This is a genomic window from Paenibacillus sp. FSL K6-0276, assembly GCF_037977235.1.
Classification (GTDB): domain Bacteria; phylum Bacillota; class Bacilli; order Paenibacillales; family Paenibacillaceae; genus Paenibacillus_AQ.
In genome coordinates, this window is sequence record NZ_CP150276.1 from 5,721,096 (window position 1) to 5,736,766 (window position 15,671).

Sequence of the window (15,671 nt, forward strand, 5' to 3'; positions counted from 1 at the left end):
TGAGGATTCAGATTTACTTTCTTATAATTAAAAAAGACCAAGCCGCATCGCTGCAGCGTGATCTCTCCTAATGACTGATATTAGACCCAAGTAGCTTGAACCTGAAAGCGAGGTTTAACCTCTTCGCCTTTACTCGATTCGCTCTTGGCTACTTCTGGTTTAAGAGTTTCGTCCTTCACCGTTTGCACTGCTGTGTCTTCCATGGAAATACGCCAAATTTCCGCACCGAGTCCGGATAGCTTCTCAGCCAAATGCACGTATCCGCGGTCAATGTGATGAGTTCCGCTTACCTCAGTAGTACCTTCGGAAACAAGACCTGCCAAAATAAGCGCAGCTCCCGCACGTAGATCCGTAGCACAAACTTTAGCTCCGACCAATTGCGCATTACCCGTAACGATTGCCGAGCGACCTTCGATCTTAATCTCAGCATTCATGTTGTGGAATTCATCCACATGCATGAACCGGTTCTCGAATACAGTTTCTGTAACGACACTGGTTCCTTCAGAGCGCAGCAATAATGCCATCATTTGCGACTGCATATCCGTTGGAAAGCCTGGATACGGCAAAGTCTTCAAATCAACAGCTTTAAGAGGTTTGTCGCTAATTACACGAACACCGTTCTCATCAGGAATAATGGTCACGCCCATCTCTTCCATCTTAGCAATAACAGGTCCCAAGTGATCAGCGATTGCGCCTTCCACATATACATCCCCACCTGTAATTGCTGCGGCAGCCATATAGGTACCTGCTTCAATACGGTCAGGAATCACATGATGTTTAACGCCATGCAGACGTTCTACGCCTTCAATACGGATAACTCCTGTTCCCGCACCGCGCACGATTCCGCCCATACCATTCAAATAATTGGCCAGGTCGACAATTTCAGGCTCCTTAGCCGCATTCTCAATAACGGTCACACCTTCGGCGAGTGCCGCTGCCATCATTATATTTTCGGTCGCACCCACGCTAGCTACATCCAAATACACTTTGGCTCCGCGCAGACGACCGTTACTTTTCGCTTCAATGTAGCCCTGGCCGAGACTAATCTCCGCACCAAGCGCTTCAAATCCTTTCAAATGCTGATCAATCGGTCGTGTGCCAATGGCGCAGCCGCCAGGCAAAGAAATTCTTGTTTGACCAAGCCGAGATAACAGAGGGCCCATGACTAAAAAAGACGCCCGCATTTTTCGTACCCATTCATAAGGTGCTTCACAGGAAGTGATGTTTGTAGCATCCACCTGGATAATATCGTTTTGATATGTAACCCCTGCACCCAGCGATTCCAACATTTTTGAGATCGTCATTACATCATCAAGCGGAGGTGCGTCCACAATGACGCTTACTCCTTCTTCTGCCAATAGAGAGGCGGCTATGATCGGTAATACGGAATTTTTTGCGCCGCTAACTTTCACGCTCCCGGTCAATCTGTTGCCACCGCGGACGATAAATTTGCTCATTTTTCGGTTTCCCTCCGCGTCCATTATTTCTTAAATAATTTTTTAGATTAAAAGTAATTGCAAAAAAATTCGCATACTCCATCAATACGCCCATTTCCCGGGCATGTTCCTTAAAGTTCAGTGTTGACATAATAAAACCTTATTATTCGACACTTTTTGACCACTGCGACCTATGACACTTATAACCAAACTACATATTCCTAAAACATATAGCGGATCATCCCACTCCAGCTAAGGTAATCCAGAAAGAATCCTGCAACTAAACGACCAAGTACAATGGCCAGAAGCAAGTGCAGTAGCCTTCCCTGAGGACTCTTGGGATATCTTATGACCAAATCCAGCTTAAGGTTCTGCAATGCCCACCAAGATAATACAACACTGAGCAAAGAAACAATCATTGAGATCATGCTGCTGGTTCCAGCGGCACTAGACCATCCATTGGACAATATATCCCCCATGCTAACCCTCCGTGTTCGTATTACTCGGAAATCGACTCTTATATCATACTTGTGCAGGGCAAAAGAATCCAGTACTTTTACAAATTTTTAAACAATTCAATGCCAATATCCAAAAAAATGAAGAAATCGTAACCTTAAATACATAGATTACTATAATAAAAAAAAGCAGTCAAGCTTAGAGCTTGACCGCTAATATCCTACTGTTGTCCTTTACCAGTGGACACTTTAATCCGTGTAACAGCGCGTTGCAGCGCCAACTCCGCACGGCGGTGATCGATATCATCCTGTTTGCTACGAGAGTGGAGACGGCGCTCAGCCCGTTCTCTAGCCGCTTCGGCGCGCTCAACATCAATCTCAGTTGGCAGCTCGGCACTTTCGGCCAGCACTGTTACTTTGTCCTTATGCACTTCAACGAATCCGCCATGAACGGCGATGGAAATCGTAACACCGTTCGCTTTGACGGATAACGGAGCAACCTGAAGTGGAGTCACAAGCGGAATGTGTCCCGGCAAAATACCCAACTCGCCTTCGACTCCCCGTACTGTCAAGCTATTCACTTGTTTAGAATAGACGAGATGCTCCGGCGTGACAATTTCCAACAAAAAGGTATTCACTTCCATTCCTCCTTAAAGCTTTACGAAGTAAAGCTCTCATCGAAAGCATACACTTAGCTTTACGAAGTAAAGCTCGCTTCGAAATCATTCACTTAGCTTTACCAAAAGCTCATTTCGAAAGCATTCACTAAGCTCAGGTTACATCGATTTTGCTTTTTCAACCGCTTCTTCGATTGTACCCACAAAAAGGAACGCTGCTTCTGGAAGATCATCATGCTTACCATCCAGGATTTCCTTGAAGCTGCGTACAGTTTCTTTGATTGGCACGTATTTACCCTTGAAGCCTGTAAACTGTTCAGCCACGTGGAAAGGCTGCGACAGGAACCGCTCAACTTTACGAGCACGAGCTACGATAACCTTATCATCCTCACTCAATTCATCCATACCCAAGATGGCAATGATGTCTTGAAGTTCGGTATAACGTTGCAGCAATTGTTTAACGCCTTGTGCCACATTGTAATGCTCTTCACCAACAATTTCCGGAGCTAGCAGACGCGAGCTGGAAGCCAGTGGATCAACCGCTGGGAAAATCCCCTTCTCGGAAATCTTACGCTCAAGGTTAGTTGTTGCATCCAAGTGAGCAAACGCCGTTGCTGGAGCAGGGTCAGTGTAGTCATCCGCCGGTACGTAGATTGCTTGAATCGAAGTAACGGAACCTTTTTTAGTTGAAGTGATACGCTCTTGTAGCTGACCCATTTCAGTAGCTAGTGTCGGCTGATAACCTACCGCGGACGGCATACGTCCGAGAAGAGCGGATACTTCGGAACCCGCTTGGGTGAAACGGAATATATTATCAATAAAGAGCAGCGTATCGCGGCCTTCTACATCACGGAAATATTCCGCCATGGTCAGACCGGTCAAAGCTACGCGTAGACGCGCGCCTGGGGGCTCATTCATTTGTCCGAACACCATTGCCGTTTTCTTAATAACGCCAGAGTCCGTCATTTCGTGATAAAGGTCATTACCTTCACGAGTACGTTCACCAACACCCGCGAATACGGAAATACCACCGTGTTCTTGGGCGATGTTATTAATCAATTCTTGAATCGTTACCGTTTTACCTACGCCGGCACCGCCGAACAGGCCAACTTTACCGCCCTTAGCGTAAGGTGCGAGCAAGTCGATAACTTTAATACCCGTTTCCAAAATTTCCGCTTGTGTCGACAATTCATCAAATGTCGGAGCCAAACGGTGAATCGGGTTCTTTATTTCAGCAACAACTTCACCAGCGTTATCAATTGGATTCCCAAGTACGTTAAATACCCGGCCTAATGTCGCTTCCCCTACAGGAACCGAAATAGGACCTCCTTGGTCCATTGCGTCCAGTCCACGAACCAGACCATCTGTAGAAGACATCGCGATACAACGTACCAGATTGTCTCCCAAGTGATTGGAAACCTCAAGTGTTAGGTTAATCTGGCGACCATTGTCCAAGACGGTTTCAATTTTGATAGCGTTGAATATCTCGGGCAACTGGCCGCGTTCAAATTCAATATCGACAACCGGACCCATAATGCTTACAACGCGTCCTTTGTTCATCTTCATTTCCCTCCTCGAAAGCTGTTACATCAAGAAGAAACGACGTTGTCGTCATATAAAGATGACAACCGTTTCTCGTAGAAATATAAGCATTTTGTATAGTGTAAAACCTATACTTTCTTATATTTTAAGAAGAACTGCAGTGCCGTTCTTAAGGAGCTATACTCCAGAAGCGGGCGATACTATGTATCGCTCAATACGGCACCGTTTCTCGTAAAATACAAGGCAAGTCAAGCACGCCGCTTAACTTTTCTTGTATTTTTAAGACTGAGCGTTCGCTCCGGCCACGATCTCGGTAATTTCCTGCGTAATTGCCGCCTGACGGGCACGGTTGTACGTAAGGGTAAGTTCTCCGATCATTTTCGACGCGTTCTTTGTTGCACTGCCCATCGCTGTCATTTTCGCACCCAGCTCACTGGCCTTGCCATCCAGAATTGCGCTATAAATCAAAGTTTCGGCATATTTCGGAAGTAATACTTCGAGCACGCCTTCCGGTGAAGGTTCATATTCGTAATTTGCAGTCGCTTCATGATGCTCATGATTTCCTACGCCTTCCATAGGCAACAGTCGATCAACGGTTGGGATCTGGGTAATCGCATTGACGAATTGATTGTAACAAACGTACAACTCATCATACGAACCATCTACAAACTGTTGTACTGCCGAGTTCGCGATAGTCTTGATATCTGCAAACTTCGGTGCATCCGAAAGCTCGGTAACTTCCTGTACAATCGGATATTCACGGCGGCGTAAGAAGTCACGGCCTTTACGACCGATAACGAACAAGGCATACTCATCTTTAGATTTATGTCGCTCCGCGATGAGCATCGTCACCTTACGTAAAATATTTGCGTTGTATCCTCCCGCAAGCCCTCTATCAGAGGTCACGATAAGATAACCAGTTTTTTTCACAGGGCGACTGACCAGCATGGGATGCTGAACGCCTTCTGTACCAGCAGCAATGCTCGATACAACCTCTTTCAGCTTCTCAGCATAAGGACGGGCGGCAATTGCCTTCTCCTGAGCTTTTCTCAGCTTGGAGGCGGCTACCATTTCCATCGCTTTTGTGATCTGTCTTGTGTTTTGAACACTCTTAATTTGACGTTTAATATCACGCATGCTTCTTGCCATGATTTCACCACCTTAAAGCTTTAACGGAGTTAAAGCTAACTTCGTAAGCATCTTCTTAGCTTTGACGAAGTCAAAGCTAACTTTATAAGTACAGCCTGAGCTTCGGCAGAGCCAAAGCTCACTTAGTAAGATCCGTTTAGGCACGATCTATATTAGCTAGTAGCAAAGCCTCTTTTAAATTTATCAATTGCTGCTTTAAGAGCGGCTTCGTTATCTGCTGTCAAGTCCTTGGTATCTCTGATGGATTGAGCAACTTCAGCAGCACTGCTATCCATGTAAGCAAGGAATTCCTTTTCAAAACGTTTTACGTCTTTAACAGGAATATCATCCAAATATCCTTTTACAGCTGTGTACAAGCTGAGCACTTGATGCTCAACAGACAACGGCTGATTTACACCTTGTTTCAGAACTTCCATCATACGTGCTCCGCGATTCAGACGAGCAAGCGTGGATTTATCAAGATCTGAGCCGAACTGCGAGAAGGCTTGAAGTTCACGATATTGGGCAAGATCCAAACGGAGCGAGCCAGCTACCTTCTTCATCGCTTTAATCTGAGCGGAACCCCCTACACGAGAAACGGAGATACCGACGTTGATTGCCGGACGTTGTCCAGAGTAGAACAGATCGGATTCAAGGAAGATTTGACCATCTGTAATCGAGATTACGTTCGTAGGAATGTAGGCCGATACGTCAGATGCTTGTGTTTCGATGAACGGAAGCGCGGTTAATGAACCACCACCAAGCTCATCACTAAGCTTAGCCGCACGTTCCAAAAGACGGGAGTGCAAGTAGAACACGTCACCTGGGAACGCTTCACGACCCGGTGGACGACGAAGTAGCAAGGACAATTCGCGATAAGCCGAAGCTTGTTTTGAAAGGTCATCATAAATGATCAGTACGTGTTCGCCCTTGTACATGAAGTATTCGCCCATTGCGCAACCTGCGTATGGAGCAATATACAACAGTGGGGATGGCTCGGAAGCCGAAGCAGTTACAACGATTGTATATTCCAGTGCGCCATGACGGCGGAGAGTTTCTACAACCTGTGCTACTGTAGATTGTTTTTGTCCAATGGCAACATAAATACATTTCATTCCGTTGCCTTTTTGGTTGATAATCGCATCAATTGCGATTGCAGTCTTACCTGTTTGACGGTCACCAATGATAAGTTCGCGTTGTCCACGACCAATTGGTACCATCGCATCAATCGCTTTAAGGCCAGTCTGCATTGGCTCATGAACCGATTTACGGTCGATAACACCAGGAGCGTTATTCTCAACCGGACGGAACTCCGTCGTTTGAATTGGGCCTTTACCGTCAAGCGGCATACCGAGTGCGTTAACAACACGACCCAGAAGGGCCTCTCCCACTGGAACTTGCATGATTTGTCCAGTACGTTTTACTTGATCGCCTTCACGAATTTCCTTGTACTCACCCAGAATAACAACACCGACGTTGCTTTCTTCCAGATTGAGTGCCATGCCCACTACACCGTTGGAGAACTCTAGCAACTCGCCTGCCATTGCGTTTTCCAGACCGTAGACACGAGCGATACCGTCTCCGACTTGAATGACGGTGCCCACTTCGGCAACTTCGATATCGGCTTTATATTGCTCAATTTGACTTTTGATCAAAGTGCTGATCTCTTCAGGTCTGATGCCCAATATCCTCACCCCTATCTTCTATGCTTATCATTAAAGGATTTCTCGAGACGTTCCAATTTACTAGACAGACTGCCGTCATACAGCGTATCGCCGATATAAACTTTCAGTCCTCCCAGCAGGCTTGGATCCACCACGTTCGTAACCCGAATTTTGCGGTTTACGAGCTGGCCGAATTCTGCAGCTACAGCCGCTTGTTCTTCTTCACTTAAAGAATAAACGGAGTATACCTTAGCATCACCAATGCCAAGAGCGTCTCCTTCAATCTTGATATACGTATCCAGCAGTTCGGCAAAAATATCGGTTCTGCCTCGCTCTACTAACAGTTCTACAATGTTCATCACGATAGGAGAGAGCTTATCTTGAAGTGCTGTGCGCAGCACTTTCAGCTTGTCGGACTCCGAGATACGTGGTGCAAGAATAAACCGCTGTACCTCTTGGTCTGAATGTAATACTTCGACCACTGCCTTGAGCTGTTCTTCTACTTCAAGGGTAATCCCCTTCTCTACCGCTGCACTGTACAATGCTTTAGCGTAGCGCTTGGCAACTACCGTATCACGGCTCATGATCGGCCTCCTACCTCATTGAGGTATTGGTTCACAAGCTGCTCCTGCTCACTGCTAGCACTAACTTCTTTCTTAAGAAGTTTAGAAGCAATACGAACAGATGCCGTTCCAATTTCGCTGCGCAACTCTTCCACCGCTTTATTCTTCTCGTTCTCGATATCGCGCACGGCCTCTTCTTTGACGCGTGCAGCTTCAACTTTAGCTTGCGCCAAAGCTTGTTCTACCTGTTGACTACTAGTAATTTGCGATTGTTGAATAATCTGTTGAGCTTCCTGGCGTGCACTGTTCAGCGCCTGCTTCTGCTCTTCCACATACGCGACCGCTTGCTCTCTAGTCTTCGCAGCTTCATCCATTTGCTGCATTACTAGCTCACGGCGTTTCTCCATAACTGCGAACAGTTTGCTGAACGCATACTTACTGAGCAAGAAATATAGAATCCCAAAGGCTACAATTGAAAATACGATGTTTGTCCAAACAATTTCCACAAAGGTCACTCCCTTCCGTTACCGCGTCATGCGGACGTATACAAAAGTAAGGCGCGGATGGCATCGGCCGTCCCCGCCAAACCGTAAATACGGTTTATTAAGATGCAAACATGATTAGGAATGCGATAACTGTTGCTGCCAACGGAATAACTTCGACGATACCTACACCGATAAACATTGTTGTTTGAAGCGCGTTACGAGCTTCTGGTTGACGAGCGATGGACTCAACTGTTCTACTAACGATCATACCGTTACCAAGACCTGCGCCAAGTGCACCCAATCCAACTGCTATTGCTGCTGCTAAATATTCCATTTGTAAATATCCTCCTTTAATTTCGGTTCATATTGTGTTTAATGATATAAGATATCTCCCGCGAAAGAAAATCAGACGATAGCCGTTCTCTTCGCAGCAGTTCATTAATGTGCTTCTTCTTCGTGAATCGTCATCTGTGCGATATAAACCATCGTCAGAATCGTAAAGATAAACGCCTGTAATGCCCCGACGAAAATACTGAAGCCTTGCCATACAGCCAGGAAAGGAATACTGAGAATCCCCAGTTTCAAAATGACTGTAATCAGTACTTCTCCGGCAAAAATGTTAGCAAATAGACGAATAGCCAGAGCTACTGGTTTTGCCAAGTTCTCGATAATGTTCAGTGGCAAAAAGATTGGAAACGGCTCAATATAGTGTTTGAAATAATGCTTGCCATTGAGCTTAATGCCAAGGAAGTTCATCAGTATAAACACAATAATTGCCAATCCTGCAGTGATATTAATGTCAGCAGTCGGCGACTTGTACCATAAGATCTCAACATGATCACCATGCGCCAAGTTCTTGGTTGCTTCAATCACATGGCCAAACACGGTTACAGGTCCATGTGCTTCAGTTACAACTGAGAAAGGCAATCCAAGAAGGTTGGAAACAAAGATAAACAGAATCAACGTTAGCCCCAAAGATATGTAAGGTTTTCCTTTCTTCAGGTCCATGGCACTGCTTACGACACCCTCTACAAATTCTACAACCCATTCCATAAAATTCTGAAGCTTAGATGGATTCTCAACCGAAAGCTTACGAACCGACAGCATCACCAGTACAAATACTACTGTACAACTGATCAGAAGCATTAATACGGCTGATATATCTATCGGTATTCCCCCGACAAAGATTTTCGGCATCTCATGCATAGTATCATCCCCCTTTCTCTTTAATCTGGTTAAAGTTTGTTCTTCACACTCAGATATATCCCCGCAGGAATGGCGAGAAGCTGAGGAATAAATACGCCCGAAATAGTTGCTACCAGGGAGAAATGCTCAATCTTGATCGCGAACATGGTGACCAAAATTGCGAAGCTAATCCGTGTAACAAAACCGAGGCTGAAGGCATTCCCTTCGTTGCTCGCAATCGACTGCGTTACCCGTCGAACCTTGACGGCCAGATAACGAAAGTTTACCAATCCCGCCACCAGACCCAGAGTCATGCCCAGCGTAACCTCCCTGGTTTCATGATGAAGCGCCCAGCCCATTAAGAGTCCTGCCATAAGGACGAGCGTAACTCTAGTGACGGTATTGATCATGGGAGTCATATTATCCATTCTGCTCCCCCAAAAATTTTTTAATTAACAGGACGACGTTCACAATTCCCAGAATCATTCCGGTTATTGTGCCAATGGCGAGCCAATATTTCGGGCCCTCCATCAGGTCTTTCAGCCACCTTGCCGCAAAAAAACCAATAACAATGTAAGCGGCGAGTATAGTGCCTGCACTTCCAATGATAAGCGCGGTCTGTAACAAGCTGTCCCTGCTATTTTGTTCTTTCATGGCTACAATCCCAACTAATTTTACTGAATTTCTGGAGTCTTTGTCAATTCATTGAACATTGCCTAAAAACCCTTGAAAACATGAAAATAATCACAGCAAAATGTTCCAAAACCATATAAACCGTACAGTTTGACTGTATGTTGATTTTAATCAGATCAGATATTACTTTAAATGAAATTATTTATTTTTTGTGAACATTCTGTGAAACTCTTCAGGACGTTCCTCATTTACACCAAAATGGTGCAAAATCGCATTGACAATTCGTTGGGATGCTTTGCCATCTCCGTACGGGTTGGCGGCCCGACTCATCGACTGATAGAGCTCATTATCAGTCAAAAGAGCATGTGTCCGTTCATACACCTTCTCCTCGTCCGTGCCCACAAGTTCTAGCGTTCCAGCGTCTATCCCTTCAGGACGCTCCGTCGTATCACGAAGCACAAGTACGGGTACTCCGTATGAAGGAGCTTCCTCTTGTAAACCGCCGGAATCGGTCAATATCAAGTGGGTATGCGGATAAAAATTATGCAAGTCCACGACATCCAGCGGATCAATCAGCTTAATTCTCGGATGTCCACCCAAAATTTCATGCGCAGGTTCCTTAACTGCAGGACTCGGATGCACAGGATAAACAATGGCTACATCTTCGAATTCATCAGCGATTCTTTTGACAGCTCGGAAGATATTACGATGCGGTTCACCTTGCGATTCTCTACGGTGAGCAGTCATCAAAACAAGTTTTTTTCCTAAAGCAAAATCCAAAACAGGATGCCGATAATCAGGCTGTACGGTATATTGAAACACATCGGTTACAGTGTTGCCTGTGATATAAATACTTGATTCTTTTTTGTTCTCATTTCTCAGGTTACTAGCTGACCAATCGGTTGGAGCGAAGTGCAGATCTGCTAATACACCTGTAAGTTGACGGTTCATTTCTTCAGGATACGGAGACAATTTGTTCCATGTCCGAAGTCCTGCTTCTACGTGCCCAACCTGAATTTGCTGCAGGAAAGAGGCGTAACTTGCAAGGAACGTCGTTAATGTGTCCCCGTGCACCAGTACGAGATCAGGTTTAACCTCTCTTAGCACAGGTTCCAAGCCTTCAAGTACACGAATAGTAATCTCATTAAGCGTCTGACGGTCCTTCATCACGTCCAGATCGTAATCAGGGGTGATGTTGAACACCTCCAACACTTGATCGAGTAACTCCCTGTGTTGTGCGGTTACACATACGATTGACTCAATATGCTCAGGATGCTTCTTCAGTTCAAGAACTAGAGGAGCCATCTTGATCGCCTCGGGGCGCACTCCGAAAATAGTCATCACTTTAATTTTGGACATAACCCCTACCCTCTCATCAAAAAATCTAAAAACCTCGTATTACCAATTACGGATTACTATTTACTTAGTTCCGTACAAACGGTCTCCAGCATCACCAAGTCCTGGGACGATATATCCATGTTCATTCAAATGAGAATCAAGCGCAGCTACGTAAATATCTACATCCGGATGAGCTTCTTGAACTGCAGCAACACCTTCCGGAGCCGCAATCAGGTTCATCATTTTAATTTGTGTACAGCCTCGATTCTTCAGCGAGGTAATAGCAGCAATCGCGGATCCTCCTGTAGCTAGCATTGGATCAATTACGATCAGCTCACGTTCCTGTACATCTGTAGGAAGCTTGATGTAATACTCAATAGGTTGAAGCGTGTCTGGATCACGGAACAAGCCAACATGTCCCACTTTAGCAGCAGGGAGAAGCTTCAGAACACCCTCAAGCATCCCTAGACCGGCACGAAGAATAGGGATAAGCCCAAGCATTCTTCCCGAAATCACTTTACTTTCCGTTTCAGTGACCGGTGTTTGTACTGTAATGGTCTCTAGAGGAATGTCACGTGTAATCTCATAAGCCATCAATGTGGCAACTTCGTCAACATGCTCTCTGAAATCCTTCGTGTTTGTTCTTACGTCGCGAATAAATGTTAGTTTGTGTTGAATTAAAGGATGATCGCAAATCACCAATTTTCCCATTTACTTTCCCTCCGGTAATTGTAAGTCGTGTCTATAACCCTAGAAAGCACTTTTGCTTCTCTATGGCTAAATCCTGTCTATTATAGCATTCCTAACGCCGCATTTCACCTAGAAAGGAACTTGTATCCACATTGACCTCATTCTGCTTAATTTCCTTTGTTCAGAACGGTAATGATTGGATATTTAAAATGCCCATCCAGATAAAAAACCTAGATTAGGTTGTGCAAGTTTACATATTTCATACTATTCACATTTTTTTCACTATTGTTTATGAAAATTCCATGAACTACCATGACTCATTTCCATCAATTCCCCTATATAATATTGTGAACAATAAACAACAAAAAACCTCCACCAAATCCGAAATCAGGACTTGGTGGAGGTAAGCTCATTAATTAATACGAATAAGAACTAGTATTTCAGTTCTGGATAAAGTGGGTACTGGTCCGTCAAATCAGCAACTTGACGAGCTGCCTCAGCCAATTTCACTTCATCCTTTGGATTCTTTAGAACATTAGCTATGATACGGCCAATGACCACCATTGCTTGCTCGTCCATACCACGGGAAGTGACTGCAGGTGTACCAATACGGATACCACTAGTTACAAAAGGACTCGTAGGATCAAATGGAATTGCGTTTTTATTCACAGTGATTCCGATGGAATCCAGTACTTTTTCCGCATCTTTTCCGGTAATGTTCAGGTTACGCGTATCAAGCAACATTAAGTGGTTATCTGTACCACCGGATACAATGTTAACCCCTTCGCTTATCAGTGTTTCCGCGAGAACATTTGCATTCTTCACTACATTCTCAGCGTAAGTCTTAAAGGACGGCTGCAATGCTTCGCCAAATGCAACTGCTTTTGACGCAATTACATGCATCAGCGGACCACCTTGGGAACCAGGGAATACAGCTTTATCAATAGCAGCTGCCCATGGCTGTCTGCACATAATCATACCTCCGCGAGGACCGCGCAAAGTCTTATGTGTTGTAGTTGTAACGAAATGGGCATGAGGAACTGGACTCGGATGAAGACCCGCAGCGACCAGACCTGCGATATGGGCCATATCTACCATAAATAAAGCACCAACATCATTTGCAATAGCGCCGAGTTTTTCGAAATCAATAATACGCGGATACGCACTTGCACCAGCAACAATCAATTTAGGACGATGCTTGAAGGCTGCTTTGCGCACTTCGTCATAATCAATCAGGAAATTATCTTCTTGTACACCATAAGCTACGAAGTTATAGAGCAATCCAGAAGCATTTACTGGACTACCGTGTGTTAAATGTCCGCCATGCGCCAAATTCATTCCAAGAACAGTGTCGCCCGGGTTAAGCGCAGCCAGATAAACAGCCATGTTTGCTTGTGCTCCGGAATGCGGTTGTACGTTTACATGTTCCGCACCAAACAATTCTTTTGCACGATCACGAGCCAGATTCTCAACGATATCTACATCTTCACAACCACCATAATAACGTTTGCCTGGATAACCTTCTGCATATTTGTTTGTAAGCACCGAGCCCATGGCTTCCATTACGGCTTCGCTAACGATATTCTCTGAGGCAATAAGCTCAATGTTGGCACGCTGACGTTTCAGTTCCAGTTCCATCGCTTCCAGTACTGCCGGGTCACTCTTACGTAATTGTTCCATGTTCTTATTTCCTCCCTAGTGTGTGTAGATATGTTGTATTTAAGTAGAAACGATTTACCCGCCATGAAGAGGCTTTAGGCCTGCGTTTCTGCAAAAATATAAAACCAAGTTCATCAATCACAAAGCTGTGAGCCACTTTGCTCTGGAGCGCGATATACCGCACGTTCGCCGCCAATGAGTGGAGGTCTGGTCCATGCTGCATTCACCCTAGCTTCTCCAATGTACCGTAAGGTCGGCCGAAAAGGAACCGCTACCCGGCGCAAATGCATACCTATAAGTGTCTCACCAATGTCTAAACCAGCATGCGCTTCTATCGTTTCCGCTAGAACAGGATCTTTCATAGAGCGATAGGCAGCCGCAGCCATTGAGCCTCCAGCCCCCGGTATGGGTACAGCTGAAACTTCATTTAACCCAAGCGACTCTAGCAAAGAACGTTCCATTACAAGCGCACGATTCAAATGCTCGCAGCACTGATAAACGAGATGAAACCCTTTTTCCGCTGCTACCAAACGAACACCTTCGAGCAGTTGCTGTGCGACTTCAAGCGCACCACCGGTTCCAATCCGGACACCAGCGACCTCACTTGTGCTGACTCCAACGACAACAATTTTGCCTGACCCAAGGTTACCAGCTTCCGCCAACTCCCTTAACACAGTGACGGTTGCTTCAGTTAAAGATAACTCAACAACTTCGTCCATCACCCTACCTCCTCAAACTTCAAACAAGCTTAATTTAAGCACAAACGCCTTCGGTATCCTTATAAGACAGTAAGCGTAGTGCGAGAAATATAAGAAAGTTTAGGTGCTAAACTTTCTTATATTTTAAACAAAAAAGAGCAGTCCGCAGGTAGCTGCGGATTTGCTCTTTTGCCCAGGCGACCGGCCGTTTATTCCGATGCTCCATCGTGGTTTGATCCACATTTGTCGCCAGTTACATCGGAACCGATTATTTGTACTTTCATCTTAAAGCAAAGCGGTCTGAAAATCAACCATTTACAAATGGCGTAAGGATTCCAGTTTATCTAGTAAACTAAATAGCGCGGTGCGAATCTCAGCAGCAGTAAGCTCATAATCTTCACGCGTACCTCCGAATGGATCGGAAATATCAAAGCTTGGTATACGCTGACGGATTTCAATCATTCGTTGCAGATCCGTTGCGTTGGGTTCACCACCAAGGGCTATGCTTAACTCAGCATCTGCGTAAAGGCTGTCCAATTCTTTAATATCCTCAGTCACAGCTTCTTCGTTATGCACATATTCCTTCAATGTATATGTTTTCGTTACGGCATCCGGAAAATACTGAAGCAAATGCTGCTTATGTCCACTGGTCAAGGTCAGCACAAGGTCGGCCCAAGCGACGGATTGCCCCGTTAATTGCGACGACTCTAAGTGATCATGAATGCCTTCTTCTTGCAATATAGCTGCAGCATGTCTCGATATAGAAGTACCGGAAATGGCGGATACACCAGCAGACCGCACTTCCAGATCGATTCCTCGTTCCTTCGCGAGCTTTCGTAAAAGCCCCTCAGCCATAGGACTACGGCATGTATTACCGGTGCAGACGAATAAAATATGCAGCATGCTTTTGCACCCCCATGAAATTAAAATATTCTAATGCCGTTATTGTATCAAAAGATGAATAGCAAGCCAAACCCCAATAAAATAGCCCCGCCCAGCGCTTCCCCATAATCCCCGAGCCCACGACTGACATGCCGCCCAAGAAGTAAACCGATAATCGACATCAAACCTCCACAGGCACCAAAAGCTAGTATGGTCAGAAGCACGCCATTCACAAACATCCCTAAGGACACCCCGACGGAAAAAGAGTCCACACTCACACTGAGTGAAAGAAGCAACATTCCCCATAAGGTTCGGTGATTCATAGCCCGCGTACTTACAACATCCGGACGAAAGGAGTTATACACCATATGTCCTCCCAGCAGTACAAGAAGCCCTCCAGCGGCATAAGTCGTTACTTGACCTAGCAATTGCCCGACATAACTTCCCGTTAATAAACCCAGAAGAGGCATCAGCATATGAAAAAAAGCAATGAGCACACTCATTTGCAGAACATGCACCAGTCGGATACCTTTCATACCGATTCCTACACCGAGCGAAAAAGCATCCATCCCTAATGCAATCGCCATTATAGCAATGGTCACTGTCTGCCCCCAACCGGCATATACATCTCCTATGCCCATGCTTAACCCCCCAAGTCCGAAATATCTTGTACAACAACGATATGCGGACAAGGAG

18 protein-coding genes and 1 riboswitch are annotated in these 15,671 nt (G+C 45.3%); all 18 genes read right to left on the reverse strand.

Annotated features, from left to right (window positions below; translation table 11 throughout):
- Positions 1-80 precede the first annotated feature (80 nt).
- On the reverse strand, positions 81-1,457 hold the full coding sequence (gene murA / locus MHH52_RS26995) for a UDP-N-acetylglucosamine 1-carboxyvinyltransferase (RefSeq protein ID WP_340005433.1): 1,377 nt from the start codon (positions 1,455-1,457) through the stop codon (positions 81-83).
- A gap of 200 nt (positions 1,458-1,657) precedes the next feature.
- Positions 1,658-1,915 carry a DUF1146 family protein gene (locus MHH52_RS27000; protein WP_042131364.1) on the reverse strand — a complete coding sequence of 86 codons (258 nt, stop codon included), beginning with the start codon at positions 1,913-1,915 and terminating at the stop codon, positions 1,658-1,660.
- Positions 1,916-2,112: 197 nt separating this feature from the next.
- The gene (locus MHH52_RS27005) at positions 2,113-2,529 is read right to left on the reverse strand and encodes a F0F1 ATP synthase subunit epsilon (RefSeq protein ID WP_313638594.1); all 417 of its coding nucleotides are present in this window, start codon (positions 2,527-2,529) and stop codon (positions 2,113-2,115) included.
- A 138-nt stretch (positions 2,530-2,667) separates the two neighbouring features.
- Positions 2,668-4,068, reverse strand: a complete 1,401-nt coding sequence (gene atpD, locus MHH52_RS27010; protein WP_340005435.1) for a F0F1 ATP synthase subunit beta — start codon at positions 4,066-4,068, stop codon at positions 2,668-2,670.
- Positions 4,069-4,329: 261 nt separating this feature from the next.
- Positions 4,330-5,199: an ATP synthase F1 subunit gamma gene (atpG, locus tag MHH52_RS27015; RefSeq protein WP_313638596.1), complete on the reverse strand. Its 870-nt coding sequence runs from the start codon at positions 5,197-5,199 to the stop codon at positions 4,330-4,332.
- Positions 5,200-5,351: 152 nt separating this feature from the next.
- Positions 5,352-6,863, reverse strand: a complete 1,512-nt coding sequence (atpA, locus tag MHH52_RS27020) for a F0F1 ATP synthase subunit alpha (protein ID WP_042131369.1) — start codon at positions 6,861-6,863, stop codon at positions 5,352-5,354.
- A gap of 11 nt (positions 6,864-6,874) precedes the next feature.
- A complete protein-coding gene (locus MHH52_RS27025; protein WP_060625972.1) occupies positions 6,875-7,426 on the reverse strand; it encodes a F0F1 ATP synthase subunit delta in 552 nt (183 codons plus the stop codon).
- On the reverse strand, positions 7,423-7,911 hold the full coding sequence (gene atpF / locus MHH52_RS27030) for a F0F1 ATP synthase subunit B (protein ID WP_340005437.1): 489 nt from the start codon (positions 7,909-7,911) through the stop codon (positions 7,423-7,425). Before atpF ends, MHH52_RS27025 begins: the two co-directional genes overlap by 4 nt.
- A gap of 97 nt (positions 7,912-8,008) precedes the next feature.
- Entirely contained in the window at positions 8,009-8,224 is a 216-nt protein-coding gene (atpE, locus tag MHH52_RS27035; RefSeq protein WP_313638599.1) for a F0F1 ATP synthase subunit C, read from the reverse strand.
- A gap of 104 nt (positions 8,225-8,328) precedes the next feature.
- Complete coding sequence (gene atpB, locus MHH52_RS27040; RefSeq protein WP_313638600.1) at positions 8,329-9,096, reverse strand: F0F1 ATP synthase subunit A; 768 nt, start codon at positions 9,094-9,096, stop codon at positions 8,329-8,331.
- A 29-nt stretch (positions 9,097-9,125) separates the two neighbouring features.
- Positions 9,126-9,503: an ATP synthase subunit I gene (locus MHH52_RS27045; RefSeq protein WP_340005439.1), complete on the reverse strand. Its 378-nt coding sequence runs from the start codon at positions 9,501-9,503 to the stop codon at positions 9,126-9,128.
- Positions 9,496-9,729, reverse strand: coding sequence for an AtpZ/AtpI family protein (locus MHH52_RS27050; RefSeq protein WP_042192476.1), 234 nt, complete (start codon positions 9,727-9,729; stop codon positions 9,496-9,498). Before MHH52_RS27050 ends, MHH52_RS27045 begins: the two co-directional genes overlap by 8 nt.
- A gap of 177 nt (positions 9,730-9,906) precedes the next feature.
- Entirely contained in the window at positions 9,907-11,067 is a 1,161-nt protein-coding gene (gene wecB, locus MHH52_RS27055) for a UDP-N-acetylglucosamine 2-epimerase (non-hydrolyzing) (RefSeq protein WP_340005440.1), read from the reverse strand.
- 60 nt (positions 11,068-11,127) lie between these two features.
- Positions 11,128-11,757 (reverse strand): uracil phosphoribosyltransferase, encoded by a 630-nt coding sequence (upp, locus tag MHH52_RS27060; RefSeq protein ID WP_313638604.1) that lies wholly within the window; start codon positions 11,755-11,757, stop codon positions 11,128-11,130.
- 411 nt (positions 11,758-12,168) lie between these two features.
- Positions 12,169-13,416 (reverse strand): serine hydroxymethyltransferase, encoded by a 1,248-nt coding sequence (glyA, locus tag MHH52_RS27065; protein ID WP_340005441.1) that lies wholly within the window; start codon positions 13,414-13,416, stop codon positions 12,169-12,171.
- A 113-nt stretch (positions 13,417-13,529) separates the two neighbouring features.
- Positions 13,530-14,114: a TIGR01440 family protein gene (locus MHH52_RS27070; protein ID WP_340005442.1), complete on the reverse strand. Its 585-nt coding sequence runs from the start codon at positions 14,112-14,114 to the stop codon at positions 13,530-13,532.
- 163 nt (positions 14,115-14,277) lie between these two features.
- Positions 14,278-14,360: riboswitch (ZMP/ZTP riboswitch) on the reverse strand.
- Between the two features lie 48 nt (positions 14,361-14,408).
- Entirely contained in the window at positions 14,409-14,996 is a 588-nt protein-coding gene (locus MHH52_RS27075) for a low molecular weight protein arginine phosphatase (RefSeq protein ID WP_340005443.1), read from the reverse strand.
- 47 nt (positions 14,997-15,043) lie between these two features.
- Positions 15,044-15,616, reverse strand: coding sequence for a manganese efflux pump (locus MHH52_RS27080; protein ID WP_340005445.1), 573 nt, complete (start codon positions 15,614-15,616; stop codon positions 15,044-15,046).
- Positions 15,617-15,671: the final 55 nt, after the last annotated feature.